The 16584-nt window shown below is 67.9% G+C and carries 15 protein-coding genes; 10 read left to right on the top strand and 5 right to left on the bottom strand.

Features of this window, described 5'->3' with window-relative positions; all coding sequences use genetic code 11:
* Positions 1-33: 33 nt before the first annotated feature.
* Together VMT65_RS00915 and VMT65_RS00910 are read left to right on the top strand one after the other, a co-directional pair.
* Positions 34-1308, top strand: coding sequence for a geranylgeranyl reductase family protein (locus tag VMT65_RS00915; RefSeq protein WP_326305980.1), 1275 nt, complete (start codon positions 34-36; stop codon positions 1306-1308).
* On the top strand, positions 1305-1724 hold the full coding sequence (locus VMT65_RS00910; protein WP_326305979.1) for a helix-turn-helix transcriptional regulator: 420 nt from the start codon (positions 1305-1307) through the stop codon (positions 1722-1724). The genes VMT65_RS00915 and VMT65_RS00910 overlap by 4 nt, the downstream gene beginning before the upstream one ends.
* Before the next feature lie 3 nt (positions 1725-1727).
* Here VMT65_RS00910 and VMT65_RS00905 read toward each other — a convergent pair whose 3' ends face one another.
* On the bottom strand, positions 1728-3377 hold the full coding sequence (locus VMT65_RS00905; protein ID WP_442790154.1) for a purine-cytosine permease family protein: 1650 nt from the start codon (positions 3375-3377) through the stop codon (positions 1728-1730).
* Between the two features lie 181 nt (positions 3378-3558).
* Between VMT65_RS00905 and VMT65_RS00900 the strand changes: the two genes are divergently transcribed.
* Positions 3559-4002, top strand: coding sequence for a VOC family protein (locus tag VMT65_RS00900; protein ID WP_326307397.1), 444 nt, complete (start codon positions 3559-3561; stop codon positions 4000-4002).
* A gap of 54 nt (positions 4003-4056) precedes the next feature.
* On the opposite strand, the gene VMT65_RS00895 is transcribed toward VMT65_RS00900, so the two are convergent.
* Complete coding sequence (locus VMT65_RS00895; protein ID WP_326305977.1) at positions 4057-4560, bottom strand: DUF2505 domain-containing protein; 504 nt, start codon at positions 4558-4560, stop codon at positions 4057-4059.
* 96 nt (positions 4561-4656) lie between these two features.
* Here VMT65_RS00895 and VMT65_RS00890 point away from each other — a divergent pair, with 96 nt between their 5' ends.
* From VMT65_RS00890 to VMT65_RS00875, 4 genes are all read left to right on the top strand, one after another.
* Positions 4657-5151 carry a DUF3592 domain-containing protein gene (locus VMT65_RS00890; protein WP_442790191.1) on the top strand — a complete coding sequence of 165 codons (495 nt, stop codon included), beginning with the start codon at positions 4657-4659 and terminating at the stop codon, positions 5149-5151.
* A 9-nt stretch (positions 5152-5160) separates the two neighbouring features.
* Entirely contained in the window at positions 5161-5874 is a 714-nt protein-coding gene (locus tag VMT65_RS00885; protein WP_326305976.1) for a demethylmenaquinone methyltransferase, read from the top strand.
* A gap of 134 nt (positions 5875-6008) precedes the next feature.
* Entirely contained in the window at positions 6009-10595 is a 4587-nt protein-coding gene (locus VMT65_RS00880) for a molybdopterin-dependent oxidoreductase (RefSeq protein ID WP_326305975.1), read from the top strand.
* A gap of 54 nt (positions 10596-10649) precedes the next feature.
* Positions 10650-11726, top strand: coding sequence for an alpha/beta hydrolase (locus VMT65_RS00875; RefSeq protein WP_326305974.1), 1077 nt, complete (start codon positions 10650-10652; stop codon positions 11724-11726).
* 4 nt (positions 11727-11730) lie between these two features.
* On the opposite strand, the gene VMT65_RS00870 is transcribed toward VMT65_RS00875, so the two are convergent.
* Positions 11731-12765 carry an aldo/keto reductase gene (locus tag VMT65_RS00870; RefSeq protein WP_326305973.1) on the bottom strand — a complete coding sequence of 345 codons (1035 nt, stop codon included), beginning with the start codon at positions 12763-12765 and terminating at the stop codon, positions 11731-11733.
* 121 nt (positions 12766-12886) lie between these two features.
* On the opposite strand from VMT65_RS00870, the gene VMT65_RS00865 reads away from it, so the two are divergent.
* Complete coding sequence (locus VMT65_RS00865; protein WP_442790190.1) at positions 12887-13516, top strand: TetR/AcrR family transcriptional regulator; 630 nt, start codon at positions 12887-12889, stop codon at positions 13514-13516.
* A gap of 81 nt (positions 13517-13597) precedes the next feature.
* Here VMT65_RS00865 and VMT65_RS00860 read toward each other — a convergent pair whose 3' ends face one another.
* The gene (locus VMT65_RS00860) at positions 13598-14170 is read right to left on the bottom strand and encodes a TIGR03086 family metal-binding protein (protein ID WP_326305971.1); all 573 of its coding nucleotides are present in this window, start codon (positions 14168-14170) and stop codon (positions 13598-13600) included.
* 194 nt (positions 14171-14364) lie between these two features.
* Here VMT65_RS00860 and VMT65_RS00855 point away from each other — a divergent pair, with 194 nt between their 5' ends.
* Together VMT65_RS00855 and VMT65_RS00850 are read left to right on the top strand one after the other, a co-directional pair.
* Positions 14365-14598, top strand: a complete 234-nt coding sequence (locus VMT65_RS00855; protein ID WP_040813527.1) for a hypothetical protein — start codon at positions 14365-14367, stop codon at positions 14596-14598.
* A gap of 90 nt (positions 14599-14688) precedes the next feature.
* Positions 14689-14907, top strand: a complete 219-nt coding sequence (locus VMT65_RS00850; protein WP_326305970.1) for a hypothetical protein — start codon at positions 14689-14691, stop codon at positions 14905-14907.
* 31 nt (positions 14908-14938) lie between these two features.
* On the opposite strand, the gene menD is transcribed toward VMT65_RS00850, so the two are convergent.
* Positions 14939-16573: a 2-succinyl-5-enolpyruvyl-6-hydroxy-3-cyclohexene-1-carboxylic-acid synthase gene (gene menD, locus VMT65_RS00845; RefSeq protein WP_326305969.1), complete on the bottom strand. Its 1635-nt coding sequence runs from the start codon at positions 16571-16573 to the stop codon at positions 14939-14941.
* Positions 16574-16584: the final 11 nt, after the last annotated feature.

Genomic DNA, 16584 nt, shown 5'->3' with positions numbered 1-16584 from the left:
CGCGTCCGGTCATGTGCTGCAAGTATTGACCGCATGGGTTCACCGGAAGTCGCGCCCGAGCAGGGGAAATCATCGGATGTTCTGCCTGCGCACGCCGATGTGCTGGTAGTCGGGGCGGGCCCCGCCGGATCCGCCGCTGCCGCGTGGGCGGCACGGGCGGGTCGCGATGTGCTGCTGACCGATTCCGCGGTGTTCCCGCGCGACAAGACCTGCGGTGACGGTCTGACGCCGCGCGCCACCGCCGAACTCGAGCATCTCGGACTCGGCGACTGGGTGCGCGCGCACACCGTCAATCGCGGCCTGCGCATGGCCGGGTTCGGGCGCGAGGCGCTGCTGCCCTGGCCGGACGGGTCCTTCCCCACCTACGGAAGTGCCGTTCCGCGAACCGAACTCGACGACAAGCTGCGCGAGACCGCGGTGAAGTCGGGTGCGCGCATGGTGGACGGGGCCAAGGTGGTGGAGGTGGCCCGCGAGGGCGACCGGGTCACCGGGGTGACCGTCAAGACCGACGCCGGGCTGCGGGCGGTGTCGTGCCAGACGCTGATCGTGGCGGACGGGGTGCGCTCGCCGGTGGGAAAGATGCTGGGCCGCACCTGGCATCGGCAGTACGCGTACGGGACCGCGGCGCGCGCCTACATCAAGTCCGATCGCAGCGACGACGAGTGGATCACCTCGCATCTCGAATTGCGGGACGCCAGTGGCGAATTGATTCCCGGCTACGGCTGGGTCTTCCCGCTGGGCAATGGCGAGGTGAACATCGGCGTCGGTTCGCTGGCGACCGAGCAGCGGCCCTCGCACATCGCCCTGAAACCGCTGCTGCAGCACTATGTCTCGCTGCGGCGCGCGGAATGGGGTTTCGAGGGCGAGGCGCGCGCGGTGGCATCGGCGCTGCTGCCCATGGGCGGGGCGGTGTCGAATCTGGCCGGACGCAACTGGGCGCTGGTGGGCGACGCGGCCGGATGCGTGAACCCGCTCAATGGCGAGGGCATCGACTACGGCCTGGAGGGCGGGCACATGCTCGCCGGGATCCTGGATCAGCCCGATCTGACCCGCATCTGGCCGGACATGCTGCGGGAACGCTACGGCCGCACCTATTCGGTGGCGCGTCGCCTGGCGGGTCTGGCCACGCATCCGCGCACGGTGCCGCTGGGCGGGCCGCCCATGATGCGGTCGAAGCTGTTGCAGCGCACGGCCGTCCGGGTGATGGGCAATCTGGTGACCGACGAGGATCTGGATCTGACCGCCAAGCTGTGGCGGGGCGCGGGCCGGGCCTCGATGCGGTTCGACAAGATTCAGCCGTTCGCATGACGACTCGGCCGGTTCCCGAGGAGCTGCTGCCGCATCTGCGGCGAGCGCGGGATCTGGCCGACCGGAACTACGCCGAACCCCTGGATCTGGACAGTCTGGCGGCGGCCGCGGGCGTGTCGAAGTATCACTTCCTGCGCTGTTTCGCCGCCACCTACGGCAAGACGCCCGCCCTGTATCTGGCCGAACGCCGGATCGAGCGGGCGCAGGATCTCTTGCGCGCCACCAATGTGACGGTGACCGAGGCCTGCATGCTGGTCGGCTACTCGAGCCTCGGGTCGTTCAGTCGGAAGTTCACCGAGTTGGTGGGGATGTCGCCCTCGGAGTATCAAGCGAAGTTCGCGGCCGAGGGCGCACCCCATATACCAGGTTGCTACGTCTTCATGCACGGTCTCTCGGATCGGAAACCGCCTGTGTAGCAGCTACTTCGGTGGCAGGACATGGATGCCGGTCTTGTCGGTGGACAGCGCCAGCGAGCTGATGTACTGGATCTCGCCCTCGGGGCCCGGCACCGCCGAGGCGATCATGTCGGGGCGTTCGAATTCCATGCCGGTGACCGCGCAGGTCAGCGTCTCACCCGACGGGTTGCCGTGCTCGTCGAACATGTCCAGGTCGATGCCGTCGTGGTCGCGGCGCAGGTAGTACCTGCCCTTGGTGGCGATGGCGGTGAGCGGCGTGGCGAGGAACGAAACCACCACGGCCACAATGGGCGAGTACGGCTTCAGGGTCTCCCCGAAGATTCCGAAGAAGGTCATGATCGACAGCACCGCGGACAGTCCGAAGCCGACCAGGCCGACCGGATTGAAGTCGTAGAGCATGCCGCGGCGGAACTCCGGCCGCTTGGGCGAGATCTTCAACAGGTACTTGTTGACCGCGATATCCGTTGCGACGGTGACGATCCAGGCGATGCCGCAGTTGGCGTAGAAGCCGAGGATGTTGTTGAGGAAGTCGAACATATTGGCTTCCATCAGGATCAACGCGATGGCCAGGTTCAGGCCGAGGAACACGATGCGGCCCGGGTAGGTCTTGGTGACGCGGGTGAAGGAGTTGGTCCACGCCAGCGAGCCCGAATACGCGTTGGTCACATTGATTTTGATCTGGCTGATGACGACCAGCGCCACGGCCAGGGTCATGGCCAGCCAGGACGGCATCATGTCGCGGTAGATCTCGAGGAACTGGTGCACCGGCTGATTGGCGATGTCCTGCGCGCCGGGCAGATTCGCGATCAGGTAGACCGCCAGGAACAGGCCGACCACCTGCTTGAGCGCGCCGAAGATGACCCAGCCGGGTCCGGCCAGCAGCATCCAGCCCCACCACTTGCGGGCGTTCTCCGGGGTCCGGGGCGGCATGAAGCGCAGGTAGTCGATCTGTTCGGCGATCTGGGCGATGAGCGAGAGGCAGACGCCCGCGGCCAGCAGCGCGCCCGACAGGCTGACGCCCTTGCCGTCCTGGCCGCCGTAGGACAGGAAGGTGTTCACCGAATCCGGGTGGCGCACCAGCAGGAAGCCGAAGGGCAGCACCATGAGGATCAGCCACAGCGGGGTGGTCCACACCTGGAGTTTGGCCAGGGTGTTCATGCCGTAGATGACCAGCGGGAAGATCATCACGGTCGACACCAGGTAGCCGAGCGGAAGTGGCACGTGCAGGCCGAGTTTCAGCCCCTGCGCCATGATCGAGCCCTCGAGCGCGAAGAAGATGAAGGTGAAGGAGGCGAACACGATGTTCGTCACCACCGACCCGTAATAGCCGAAGCCACTGCCGCGCGTGATCAGGTCCAGATCGATGTTGTAGCGCGCCGCGTAATAGGCCAGCGGGAAGCCGGTGATCATGATGACGATCGCGAAGATGCCGATGCCCAGCAGCGCGTTCCCGGTGCCATTGGCGATGCCGATGTTCGCGCCGATGGAGAAGTCGGCCAGGTAGGCGATGCCGCCCAGCGCCGAGACGCCGACCACCGCCGGACTCCATTTGCGGTAGCTGCGGGGCGCGAACCGCAGCGTGTAATCCTCCAGCGTCTCCTTGGACGCGGCGACCGCATTGGCCGCGGGTGTTTCGACTTGAACCACCGGCACTCCTCGTTCGGGCTCGTCACGAGCTTGTTCCAAGGTCGAGGGTGGTCAAGAATTGTTGATCTTGGCTTTCCGAGCCGTTGCGCGATTGTTACGTCAGGCTCACCGAGGTTCCGGGCGTGTGAACTCAGCAATTTTGGAGAAGCATTCGGAACGGGCGCGTCCATAGGCTCGACGCATGACGATCATCTCGAATGTCTCGCTCGTGACCGTGTACGTGACCGATCAGACCGAGTCCAAGCAGTGGTACATCGACACCCTGGGTTTCGTGGAGCGTTCCGACATCACCATGGGCGACAACGGCTTCCGCTGGGTCACGGTGGCGCATCCGGATCATCCGGAGCTGGAGGTCACCCTGATGGTGCCCGGTCCCCCACTCACCGACGATCTGGCCGAGGCGATCCGCCGCTCCATGGCCAATGGCACCCACGGCGCGCTCGGGCTGCGAACCGAGAACTGCCAGAAGGCTTTCGAGGAACTCACCGCGAAAGGCGTCGAGTTCATTCAGCCGCCCGCCGAGCGCCCCTACGGCGTGGAGGCCATCATCCGCGACAACTCCGGCAACTGGCTGGTGCTGGTCGAGAATCGCGAATTCGATCCGAGCAAGGGCGACTTCGGGCCGCAGTAGCTCCGATCCGACCCGTGGATGCGGGACCACCCCCGCATCCACGGTGCTCCGGGATCAGGCGTTCTGAGCGGCGAACCAGGATTCGACGGACTTGCGCTCGCTGTTCATGACCTTCTTGAGCAGGTTCTCGACCAGCGGCTCGATGGCCCCGCCCACCAGCGGGACCTTCACGTCGACCGTGCCGGTGGCCTCGATCTCGGAACCTTCGGCGGTGGGCCGCAATTCGAACGCGCCCGCCATCTCGGTGGTAATACCGCCGGAACGGCCGGTGAAACCGCCCTTGGCGACGCCGTCGGTGAGCGGACCCCAGGTGTCGGTGCGCTCGAGCATGAGCTCGCTCTTGAGGACCTTCTGGACGATGCCGGGGATCTGGTCTTCGGGAGCCTTTTCGGTCATATGAATCTGAATGGTGCCGGGGCCGTCCGGGTGGGTGAGCTCCAGCGTGGCGGTCGACGCTCCTTCGAAGCGGGACTGCCACATCTCGTCATTGGTGAGTGCCCGGTGAAGATCTTCGACCGGAACGCTGTACTGCACGGTGAAGCTGAATTTTCGGGACATGGCGAAGACGGTAACTCAGCGATGGAATAGCCTGCTGAAGTGTCGGAAACTAGCCAGTCTGATAGCGGAGCGCAGCGGAGCGGCAATCGGACACAGCTGGCTGAACGGAGCCGGACGGTTCGGTTCAGGCGGGCCCGGATCGCGGTCGTCGTCACCGCGTCGGTGTTCAGCGTGCTGGCCGTGCTGCTGGTGCTGGCCGCCTGGCGCGACGACCATCTGATCAACTCCGACAAGGGCGTGACCAGCGCGGAAGTGCTCTCCGCCGGAACGCTGCGCTCCGCGGTCATCTTCGTCACCCCCGACGGCGAGACCCACAACCCGAAAACGGGCGTGCTGTACCCGACCAAACTGACCGTCGGCGAGCGCATCAACGTCGAATACCGCCGCAGTGATCCCGATCTCGTACGCGTGGCGGGCCGCGATGCGCGTGTCGCGATCATCCCGGCCCTGTCGGTCATCGTGGTCGCCTGGGCCATCGCCCTGCCCCTGCTCTGGCTCCTCGGCTCGCCCCCGACCCTGTGGTGGGGCGCACTCTCGACGCGGCTGCGCGCCGCGCGGGCGCGATCGTCACGGAGCCACACCGCCGGTTAGGGTGCGAAGGTGGCGAAAATCAGGCAGCGGGAATCGTTTCGGGCCCAGCTGGACAAGCAGCCGCACGAGGTCGCGTCGATGTTCGACGGGGTCGCGAAGCGGTACGACATCACCAATACCGTGATGACCGGGGGCATCGACCGCTACTGGCGGCTGGCGACCCGGAAGGCCCTGGCGCTGCGGCCCGGTGAACGGGTGCTGGATCTCGCGGCGGGGACCGGTGTTTCGACCGTGGAGATGGCCAAGTCCGGGGCGTGGTGTCTGGCCGCCGACTTCTCCCAGGGCATGCTCGCGGCCGGGCGCTGGCGCAATGTGCCCATGGTGGCCGCCGACGGCATGGCGCTGCCCTTCGCCGACGAGTCCTTCGACGCGGTCACCATCTCCTACGGGCTGCGCAATATCGCCGATCCGGATCTGGCGCTGCGGGAGCTGCTGCGGGTCACCAAACCCGGTGGGCGACTGGTGGTCGCCGAGTTCTCCACCCCGACCTTCGCGCCGTTCCGGACGGTCTACATGGAGTACCTGATGAAGGCCCTGCCCCAGGTGGCCAATGCGGTCAGCTCCAATCCGGACGCCTACGTGTATCTCGCCGAGTCCATTCGGGCCTGGCCGACCCAGCAGCAGTTGGCGCTGCGCATTGCCGACGCCGGGTGGTCGGCGGTGAAGTGGCGCAACCTCACCGGCGGGATCGTGGCCCTGCACCGCGCGTACAAACTGGGCTGATCCCCCAGTGGCCTTGCTCACGGCAGGGACCTGACCTGGCCTCACAGTCGAAGAACCCAACTGTGAGGCCGATTGTCATCTGGCGATAACGTTCGGTAAATCCGGCGCAACCCTGGCTGGTTTAACTCGGAACCATGCCGGATCAGACCGCTCCCCCGACACGCACCCGAACCGCGTGCTCGTACTGCGGGGTGGGGTGCGGGATCACCGTCGAAACCCGGCCGAACGCACGCGGCCTGCCGATCATCGCCAAGGTCAGGGGCGACCGGGAGCACCCGGTCAATTCGGGCCGACTGTGCACCAAAGGCGCTACGCACGCCGAGATGATGGCCGCGCCCGGCCGCATGGAGACCGCCTACCGGCGTCCCGAACGCGGGCAGCCCCCGGTGCCCATGCCGGTCGACGAGGCCATTCACGAAGCCGCCGAACGACTTCGGGTGATCCTCGACACCCACGGCCCGGATGCCATCGCGCTCTACGTGTCCGGGCAGATGTCGCTGGAAGCCCAGTACCTGGCCACCAAACTCGCCAAGGGCCACCTGCGCACCGTGCACATGGAGGCCAATTCGCGGCTGTGCATGGCCAGCGCGGCCAGCGGCTACAAGCTCTCGCTGGGCGCGGACGGGCCGCCCGGCTCCTACGACGACCTCGACCACGCCGACCTGTTCTTCGTGATCGGCGCGAATATGGCCGACTGCCACCCGATCCTGTTCCTGCGCATGGCCGATCGGATCAAAACGGGTGCGAAGCTGATCGTGGTGGATCCGCGGCGCACGGAGACCGCCGCCCGTGCCGACCTTTTCCTGCAGATCCGACCCGGCACCGATCTGGCGCTGCTGAACGGGCTGCTGCATCTGCTCGTCGAGAACGGCGATATCGACGCCGAATTCATCGCCGAGCACACCGAGGGCTGGGACGCCATGCCCGACTTCCTGGCCGGGTACCGACCCGAACTCGTCGCCGAGGTGACCGGGCTGGCCGAGGCCGATATTCGCACCGCCGCCGAGTGGATCGGCGCGGCCGGTGCGTGGATGTCGCTGTGGACCATGGGGATCAACCAGTCCACGCACGGCACCTGGTCCACCAACGCGCTGATCAACCTGCACCTGGCCACCGGCGCGATCTGCCGGACCGGCAGCGGGCCGTTCTCGCTGACCGGTCAGCCCAATGCCATGGGCGGGCGCGAAATGGGTTATATGGGACCGGGATTGCCGGGACAGCGCAGTGTGCTGTCGGCGGCGGACCGGGCCTTCGTCGAGGAGGTCTGGGGACTCGAACCGGGCACCATTCGCGACGAGGCCGGGCCGGGGTCCATCGAGATGTTCCGCGGGCTCGCCGACACCAGCATCAAGGCCGCGTGGATCATCTGCAGCAATCCCGTTGCCTCCATGGCGAATCGGCGCACGGTCATCGAGGGGCTCGAGGCCGCGGAGCTGGTGATCGCCCAGGACGTCTACACCGACACCGCCACCAATGCCTACGCCGACCTGCTGCTGCCCGCCACCCTGTGGGCCGAAGCCGATGGCGTGCAGGTGAATTCGGAACGCAACCTGACACTGCTGCGGCGTTCCGTCGATCCGATCGGTTACGCCCGGCCGGACTGGCAGCTCATCGCGCAAATGGCGACCGCCCTCGGCTTCCCCGGTTTCGACTACGCCTCCAGCGCCGAGATCTTCGACGAGATCCGGCGTTTCGCCAACCCCGCCACCGGCTACGACCTGCGCGGCATCGACTACGCCGGGCTCGCCGACGGACCCGCCCAATGGCCCTGCCCCGATCCGGCCCAGCGCCGCAATCCGATTCGCTACGTGAACGACGGCGTCAGCCAAACCCTGTTCACCGACGCCGATGGCCGCACCCCGCGCCTGGCCTTCGCCACCCCCAGCCGCAAGGCGATCTTCTGGCCGCGCCCGCACCTGCTGCCGGACGAGATGCCGGACGCCGAATGGCCCTTCGTGCTCAATACCGGCCGCCTGCCACACCAGTGGCACACCATGACCAAGACCGGGAAGGTGGCGAAACTGGCCAAACTGAACGGCAAACCCTTCCTGGAAATCCACCCGGAGGACGCCGCGCGCCTCGACGCCCGTGAGGGCGATCAACTCGAAATCGCCTCCCGCCGCGGCCGCGCCGTCCTCCCCGCCCGGATCAGCGACCGGGTCCGCCCCGGCACCTGCTTCGCCCCCTTCCACTGGAACGACGAGCAGGGCGAATACCTCACCATCAACGCCGTCACCAACGACGCCGTAGACCCCATCTCCCTCCAGCCCGAATTCAAGGCCTGCGCCGTGCGACTACGCAAGGTCGCCGCACTGAACACGACCTCGCCGACCGGATCCGGCGACGACTCGACGCTCGGCCAGACCGCAGCGGCGAATTCCGCTGCCGCAGACGGTAATTCGGCCGATATCGGCGGTATCGGCGTGTTCCCGGGCATGTCGACTTCGGGGATCGCCGCCCCACACGGCCGCGCCGAGAGCGGAGTCGGCGAACCCCATCCCCTGGCCGTGATGCTCGGCCTGGACAGCACCGGCGCGCCGACGCTCAGCGAGGTCGAGCGCATCTACCTCGGTGGATATCTGGCGGCGCTGCAAAGTCTGCCGGTGAGCGGTGTTCCGGTGCTGCCCGCGACCGCACCGATCTCCGAACGCAGCCGGACATGGATCGACGGCCTGCTGGGCGGCATGTACTCCCGTGGACCGCAGTGGAATTCACCGTCGATCGCGACGGATGCGAACGACGACGCGGCGGGCGGCTCGGCGACCCCGGAGGCTGCCGCAACGCGGACGGTGACGGTGCTGTGGGCCTCCCAGACAGGTACGGCGGAAGACCTCGCGGCGGCCTTGGTGACCTACCTGGTCGACTCCGGATTCATCCCGCGCCTGCTGGACATGGATTCCGCCGAATTGTCCGATCTCACGGGCGATGTGCTGGTTATCACCAGCACCTTCGGCGCTGGCGGACCGCCCGACAATGGCACGGATTTCTGGGAACGCCTCAACGACAGCGTGATCCGGCTGACCGGTATGCGTTACGCCGTCTTCGCACTGGGCGACTCGTCGTATGACGACTTCTGCGGCCACGGCCGCAAACTCGACGAACTGTTCGCCCAGCGCGGAGCCACACGGCTACTACCGCGCGTGGACAGCGAACCCGACCACGAGGACCTGTCCGCCGCCTGGTTCGACGAAGTCATCGCCATCCTCGCGGACGCACTGGACCGGGCCGCGGCGACGGATTCCCCGGGCGGCAACGGCGTATCGAGTGACCAGACGCAAGGAGACGGGGCAACCGAGCCGGGCGGAAGTGAGGATTCGGGGCGGCCATCCGGGACGACCGACGACGGCTTCGATGGTCTCTGGTCACAGAGCCCGGGCGCAGGTGCCCCGATCTTCGGACCCCATGTGCACCCGTCGGCGTGGAATCTCGCGATGCCGGGAACGCATTACCCGAGCGTGAGTGTCAGCGGGCCACGCGGAGGCAACGGCTCGCCGGGTCAGTCCGGACGCAGCGCCGGGCCGTCGGAGCAAGTCAGGGCCGTGACTACACCGGCGGGCATCGCGCGGGGGCGGTCGCGCACCACTGCGGTCGCACCCTTTACGCGCAATTCGCCGCTCTTTGCGAAATTGGTTCGGAATGAGCTGCTTTCGCGGGCCGGGTCCGGGAAAGAGGTGCGGCAGTTCGGGTTCGATCTGGGTGATCTGGAGGCCACTTACGAGGTCGGGGATTCGCTTGGGATCAGGCCTGCGAATTGTGAGGCGCTGGTTGCGGAGTGGCTCGAGGTCACGGGGCTGGACGGCGGGCGGATCATCGATGTCGAGGATGACGAGTTGACGCTGGCCGAGGCATTGCGGACGCGGTACGACATCACTCGGGTGAGCGGGGATCTGCTGACGTTCGTCAATGAGCACAATGCGAGTCCGCGGCTGGCGAAGCTGCTGCGGCGGGACAATCGCAATGAGCTCGACGGGTACCTGTGGGATCGGCAGCTGGTGGACGTGCTGCGGGACTTCCCGGTGCGCGCCGATCTGGTGGAGTGGCTGGGGACGCTGAAAAAGCTGCAGCCGCGGCAGTATTCGATCTCGTCGAGCCCGCTCGTGCACCCCCGCGAGGTGCAGCTGACCGTGAGCGTGGTGCGGTACGGCGATCCCGCCGCCATCGGGTCGGCGGCCCGGCGCGGCGGGGTGTGCTCGACGTTCCTGGCCGATCGCGTCGCGGCGGAGGTGCCGATCTTCCTGCAGCGCGCACCGCATTTCCGCCCGCCGCTGGATCCGAACGCGCCCATGATCATGGTGGGCCCGGGCACCGGCATCGCGCCGTTCCGGGGCTTTCTGCAGGAGCGTCGCGCGCTCGGCTGCACGGGGCGCAACTGGCTGTTCTTCGGCGATCAGCACGCCAAGGACAACTTCTACTACCGCTGCGAGCTCGAGGACATGTTCCGCTCCGGCTTCCTGACCCGACTGGACCTGGCCTTCTCCCGCGATCAGCGCGAGCGGATCTACGTGCAGCACCGCATGATCGAGCACGGCGCGGAGCTGTGGGCGTGGTTGCGAGAGGGCGGCCACTTCTACGTGTGCGGCGACGCGTCGCGCATGGCCAAGGATGTGGACGAGGCCCTGCTGAAGATCGCGCGCATCCACGGCAAGCTGAGCGAGGACGGCGCGCTGGCGTTCAAGAAGCAGCTGGTGGCCGAGAAGCGATACGTGCGCGACGTCTACTGATCCGCCGCGCCGATTCCCGCCTCAGAAATCTGAAAACATGATATTCCTGACGGCATGTCGGTCCGGATCAGTCGAATCACCGCGCGGTTGGCGGTCGCTGCCCTCACCGCGGCCACATCCCTGAGCCTGGGCGGCAACCCCGCCGGGGCCGATCCGGACCCCGCCGCACCGACCACCCTGCCCGGCGTCACCGTGCCCGATCTGAAGACCGACGACGGCTCCTACATCAAGAGCGTGGCCGCCAAGGACGACCACACCGTCACCTTCACCGTCTTCTCCGGTGCCATGAACCAGGTCTTCCCGGTCGACGTGCTGCGCCCCGCGGACACCTCCGAAGCGCGCCCCACCCTCTACCTGCTCAATGGCGCGGGCGGCGGCGTCGACCAGGCCACCTGGCAATTGCGCACCGACGCACTGGATTTCCTGGCCGACAAGAACATCAATGTGGTGCAGCCCATCGGCGGCGCGTTCAGCTGGTACACCGATTGGCTCCGGCCCGACAAGTCGCTCGGCGTGAACGAATGGTCCACCTATCTCGGCAAGGAACTGCCGCCGCTGATGGACGCCGCGCTGGGTGCCAATGGCGTCAATGCCATCGCCGGTATCTCCATGGCCGGTCTGCCCGTGTTGAATTCGGTCATCTTCAATCCCGGCCTGTTCCGCAGCGCGGCCGTGTACAGCGGCTTCTTCCAGACCACCACGCCGCAGGGCCGGGAATCCATCAAGATGGTCACCGAGCTCTACGGCGGCGGCAAGGTCGAGAACATGTGGGGGCCGGAGGGCGGGCCGCTGTGGGCCGCCAACGACCCCACCCTCAATGCCGAGAAACTGCGCGGCACACACCTTTTCATCTCCACCGGCAATGGCATTCCCGGCGCGTTCGACGTGCCGGGCGCGCGCGGGCGCATGGAGTCCAACCCCGCCGACACCACCAAGACCGTGGCGCTGGGCTCGTTCATCGAGGCCAATGTGGCCCTGTCCACGATCATTCTGCAGAAGCGGCTGGAATCGCTGAACATCCCCGCGACCTTCGAATTCCGCAATAGCGGCACCCATATCTGGGGCTACTGGCAGGACGATCTGAAGGCGTCGTGGCCGGTGCTGGCGGAGGGCCTCTACTCGGCCCCGTAAGCGGTTACACGACAGGCGGATTGAGTCGGGCGAAGTCGCCGAGGCGGTAGTAGGGGTAGTAGGGGTAGGGCGGGGTGAGCGCGCTGGCCTTGTCCAGGCGGGCGATCTGCTCGGCGTCCAGGCTCCAGCCGACCGCGCCGAGATTCTGCCGCAACTGCTCCTCATCGCGCGCGCCGACAATGACCGTGGCCACGCTCGGACGCCGCAGCAGCCAATTGAGCGCGATCTGCGGGACGGTGCGACCGGTCTCGGCGGCCAGCTCGTCCAGCACGTCGACCACGTCGTAGAGCACCTCGTCGTCGACGGGCGGACCGGCCTCGGCCGTCTTGTGCAGACGGCTGCCCGCCGGAAGCGGTTGGCCGCGACGGATTTTGCCGGTGAGCCGACCCCAGCCCAGCGGACTCCACACCACCGCGCCGACGCCCTGATCCAGGCCCAGCGGCATGAGCTCCCACTCGTAATCGCGACCCACCAGCGAGTAGTAGACCTGGTGCGCGACATAGCGCGGGAAGCCGTACCTGTCCGCCGCGGCAAGGGATTTCATCAGCTGCCAGCCCGCGAAATTGGACGCTCCGACATAGCGGATCTTGCCCGCGCGCACCAGATCGTGCAGGGCCGAGAGCACCTCCTCGACCGGGGTCGCCGCGTCGAAGGCGTGCAGCTGGAACAGGTCGATGTAGTCGGTGCCGAGCCGCCGCAGCGAACCCTCGACCGCCGAAATCAGCCGCGCCCGACCCGATCCCGCGTCGCGCGGACCGGGCCCGGTGGGCAGCGACGCCTTGGTGGAGATGAGCAGTTCGTCGCGGCGACCCCGAATCGCCTCGCCCAGCACCTCTTCCGAGGCGCCGTCCGAGTAGACGTCGGCGGTGTCGAACAGCGTGACGCCCGCCTCCAGGCTGATGTCCACCAGCCGGCGCGCCTGCCGCGCGTCGGTATCACCCCAGGCCGAGAAGAGTTCGCCGCGACCACCGAAGGTGCCCGCGCCGAAGCTCAGGGCCGGAACCAGCAGACCCGAGGCACCGAGCCGACGGTATTCCATGACCACCACTCCTAACGGAACTAGAGTTTCATTAACGCTGCCGACGTTACACTCGTCTCGACGCAAATGAAACTGGAGACCCGTTATGAGTCGTGACACAGCCGAGTCGGCGACAGCCGTCATGTCGGACCCCACCGCACCGGGTTCGGTCCGCCCGGGCGGTCGCACCGCCCGGGTCCGCGCGGCCGTCCTGCGCGCCGCGGGCGATCTGCTGGCCGAACGCGGCTTCGCCGCCCTCGATCTCACCGAGGTGGCGGCCCGCGCCGAGGTCGGCAAGACCACCGTCTACCGCCGCTGGCGCACCCCCGCCGGACTGGTCGCCGACCTGCTGGCCGATATGGCGGAAACCTCACTCCCCCACAGCGATACCGGATCCCTGCGCGGCGACCTCCTCGAAAACGCCCGCCTGGTCGCGAAAACCCTCACCGACACCCGTCAGGGCCGCCTCTTCCGCGCCGTCATCGCCGCCGCCACCAGCGACGACACCGCCGCCACCGCCCTGCGCGCCTTCTACTCCACCCGCCTGACCGAATGGTCCCCCTGCATCCAGGCCGCCATCACCCGCGGCGAGGTCCCACCCGAAACCGACCCCCGCGCAGTCCTTTCCGCCGTCTCCGCCCCCCTCTACTACCGCCTCCTCGCCAGCGGCGACCCGGTCGACGACGCGGCCATCCACACCGCCGCCGAGGCCGCCGCCCTGGCCGCCGAGAACGGCGTATTCGCCGTCAGCACAACCCAATCCCAGAACTAGGCCCGCACGCGCGACCCCTCGCCGGGCGTGCGGGTCGAGTCGCCCTCGCCGGATTTGTCCGAAGCGCGTTGCCCCGTGCGGTCAGTCCGCCGCCCAGGCGGGATCGCGGCCGGTCAGGCCGACCACGCGATCGAGGAGGGGTGCTTCGGCGGGGATGTCGATGACCGGACCGAAGAGCCCGGGGATGCCCTCGCGCGGGGTGTCGCGGAGGAAGCCGAGCAGGACCGCGAGGTCCTCTTGGGCGGGGCTGTAGGGCTGGGCGGTGGCGCGGGCCAGGTCCCAGCCGTGAATCACCAACTCGTTCAAGGCGAAGATCGCCATTTGCGGTGCGGGTGCGAGGACGCCGCCGACCTCGGTGTCGCCGACCCAGGCCTTGGGTTCGCGCCAGGCGGCCACCAATGCCTTCAGTTGCGCCGGGATCCGTTCGCGCCAGTCGGGCGCGAGGGGCGCGGGGCCGGGCGGCTGGGAGCGGCCGATCGCCTCCTTGGTCGCGCCCTGCCGGAAGCCCTCGGTGAAGCCGAGCACGTGGGCGAGCAGGTCGCGCACGCTGATCTCCGAGGGCGTGCGGCGATCGAAGTCGGCCTCGGTGACGCCGGAGACGACGGTCTCCACCGCCGCGGCGGCGGCTTCCAGATCGAAGGCCGGTGTGGTCATGGTTCCTCCCGGGGTGTGTCGAAGCGCATGCCGAACCGCCGGGCGGCCCGGTCACAGATTGGACCGGCCGGGGCCGCGGAATTCATCGGTCGGTGCGCGCCCCTCGCGTCGAATGTGCTTGCAGCCCCGCGTCGCAACCGGTTCGTTAGGCGGGATCAGCGGCGAAAGCCGCTGGTGGGGAGGAGAATTGATAGATGAAGGGTGATCGTGTGGAGATCGTCGTCGACACCGGCGACGGATCTCGGAATTACGAAATCATCGCGACGCGAGCGGGCCGGCGAATCGAGACCCGCATTGCCCGCGGCATCGTGGAAGTCAGTGAAGTGACCCGAACCGGGAGTTCGGTACGCACCGCCCGGTTCATGGCGGGACGGGTATTGGCGCTGGTCGAGCATCCCGCCGATGACGGACCGCTGCCCGACGAGTGACCTTCGTCGGTTGCCGATCACGGCGAACAGGCGCATCCTCGACAGTGCCTGAACTGCACGGCCCGCCAACCCGGCAGAGAGGAGCATCCGATGATCGATCGCATCGATGAAGTGCCCGAGGCCGACTACGTCGAGCAGACCCTGCCCGCCAACCCCGCCGACGATGCGGAGTCCGAGACCCGCGATGCCGAACTCGCCTCGGTCCCCGCGGACGACAATGGCTGGACCGCCTCCGAGGCAGACCTCGTCGAACAGGCGATCCCCGTCCCGATGGACGACGACCACGAAGACATCGGCGAGCAGTACTGACCGACACCCGTCGCGGCCAAGCTGATTCGACCTAGTTCGACACGCCCGCCCGCACGGTGGCGTGCAATTCCCGCAGGCTCGACCGTTCGGTGGCGACCTCGAGCACCCGAATCCCGTGGGCGCTCCCGGTCAGTTCGACCGCCAGTTCCGCCGGATCGACCTGCCGGTGCGGAATCCGGTACGCCGCGCACATGGCCGCCAGATCCATACCGTGCGGTGTGCCGAAGACCCGCTCGAACACGCCCGCGTACTGCGGATCGCCCTGTTCGAGCAGCTCGAAGATGCCGCCGCCGTCGTCATTGGCGACCACGATGGTGAGGTCCTCCGGTCGCGGCTCGCCCGGCCCGATGAGCAGGCCCGACGCGTCGTGCAGGAAGGTCAGGTCGCCCATGAGCGCGACCGTGCGGCCGGGATGGGTGAGCGCCGCGCCGACCGCCGCCGACACCGTGCCGTCGATCCCGGCCACGCCGCGATTGGACAGCACCCGAATGCCGGGCCGCGGATGCGAGACCAGCGCCGCGTCGCGCACCGGATTGGAAGCGCCGAGCAGCAATTGATCGCCCTCGTGCAGGGAGTCCATCACCACGGCCGCCACATGCAGCCCGGTCGGCTTCGGATGTCCGGCGAGTTCCGCGCGCACCACCGTGACGGCCTTCTCGTTCAGATCCCGACACTGCTCCAGCCACTCCGGCCGGGGCGCGCCGTAGGTGACCGCGCGGGTGCCGGTGCCGACCACATTGCCCGACACATCGGGCCAGCGCGGTCCGGTGGTGAGCGCGTAGACGGTGACCTCCGGATCCGCCAGCACCTTCGACACCTGCCGATGCAGGGTCGGCCGCCCGGTGATGATGGCCTGCTTGGGCTTCAGCAGCGACAACGCCAGCGGATGCAGCGCCGGACCGTGCATGGGCGCGGTCGGTTCGGCCACCGTGGGCAGCGCCGCGAGTTCGGGCCGATGCCCCGCGCCGTGCCCGGAGATGACCACCGTGTCCGGGGTCAGATCGATGTCGAGCGGCACATCGAGGGTGGCGTATTGCGTTGCCGTCCAGGGCCGTTCGTCCGAGCGCCCGGGCGGCAGCGCGTCACCGGCGGCCAGGTCCGGGACCAGCGGTTCGCGCAGCGGGATGTCGAAGTGCACGGGTCCGGCATTGCCGGAGCGGGTGCCGCGGGCCGCGGCCAGCACCCGGCACACCGCCGAGCGCCACACGCTGTTCTGCTTCGGGTAGAGCGGCTCGCCGGGTTCCGCCTCGGCCAGTCCGAGGCTGATGGCGGCGCGCACCTGGCTACCGAAGAGTCCGAACTGTTCGACCGTCTGGTTCGCGCCGGTGCCCAGCATTTCGTAGGGGCGATTGGCGCTCAGCACGATCAGCGGCGTGCGGGCGTAGTTCGCCTCCAGCACGGCCGGGCCCAGATTCGCCACCGCGGTGCCGGAGGTCATGACCACGGGCACCGGTCGACCGCTCGAGACCGCCAGGCCGACGGCCAGGAACCCGGCCGTGCGCTCGTCGATCCGCATGTGCAGCCGAATCCGCCCGGCTCGATCCGCGGCCTGTAATGCGAAGGCCAACGGCGCGTTTCGCGATCCGGGGCACAGGACGACGTCCCGGACTCCGCCGCGCGCGAGCTCGTCGACAACGACGTGCGCCTGTGCAGTCGAAGGATTCACACCCCCAGCCT

Source organism: Nocardia sp. CDC153 (assembly GCF_035818515.1).
Taxonomy (GTDB): Bacteria; Actinomycetota; Actinomycetes; order Mycobacteriales; family Mycobacteriaceae; genus Nocardia.
This window is presented reverse-complemented; position numbering and strand designations above follow the sequence as displayed.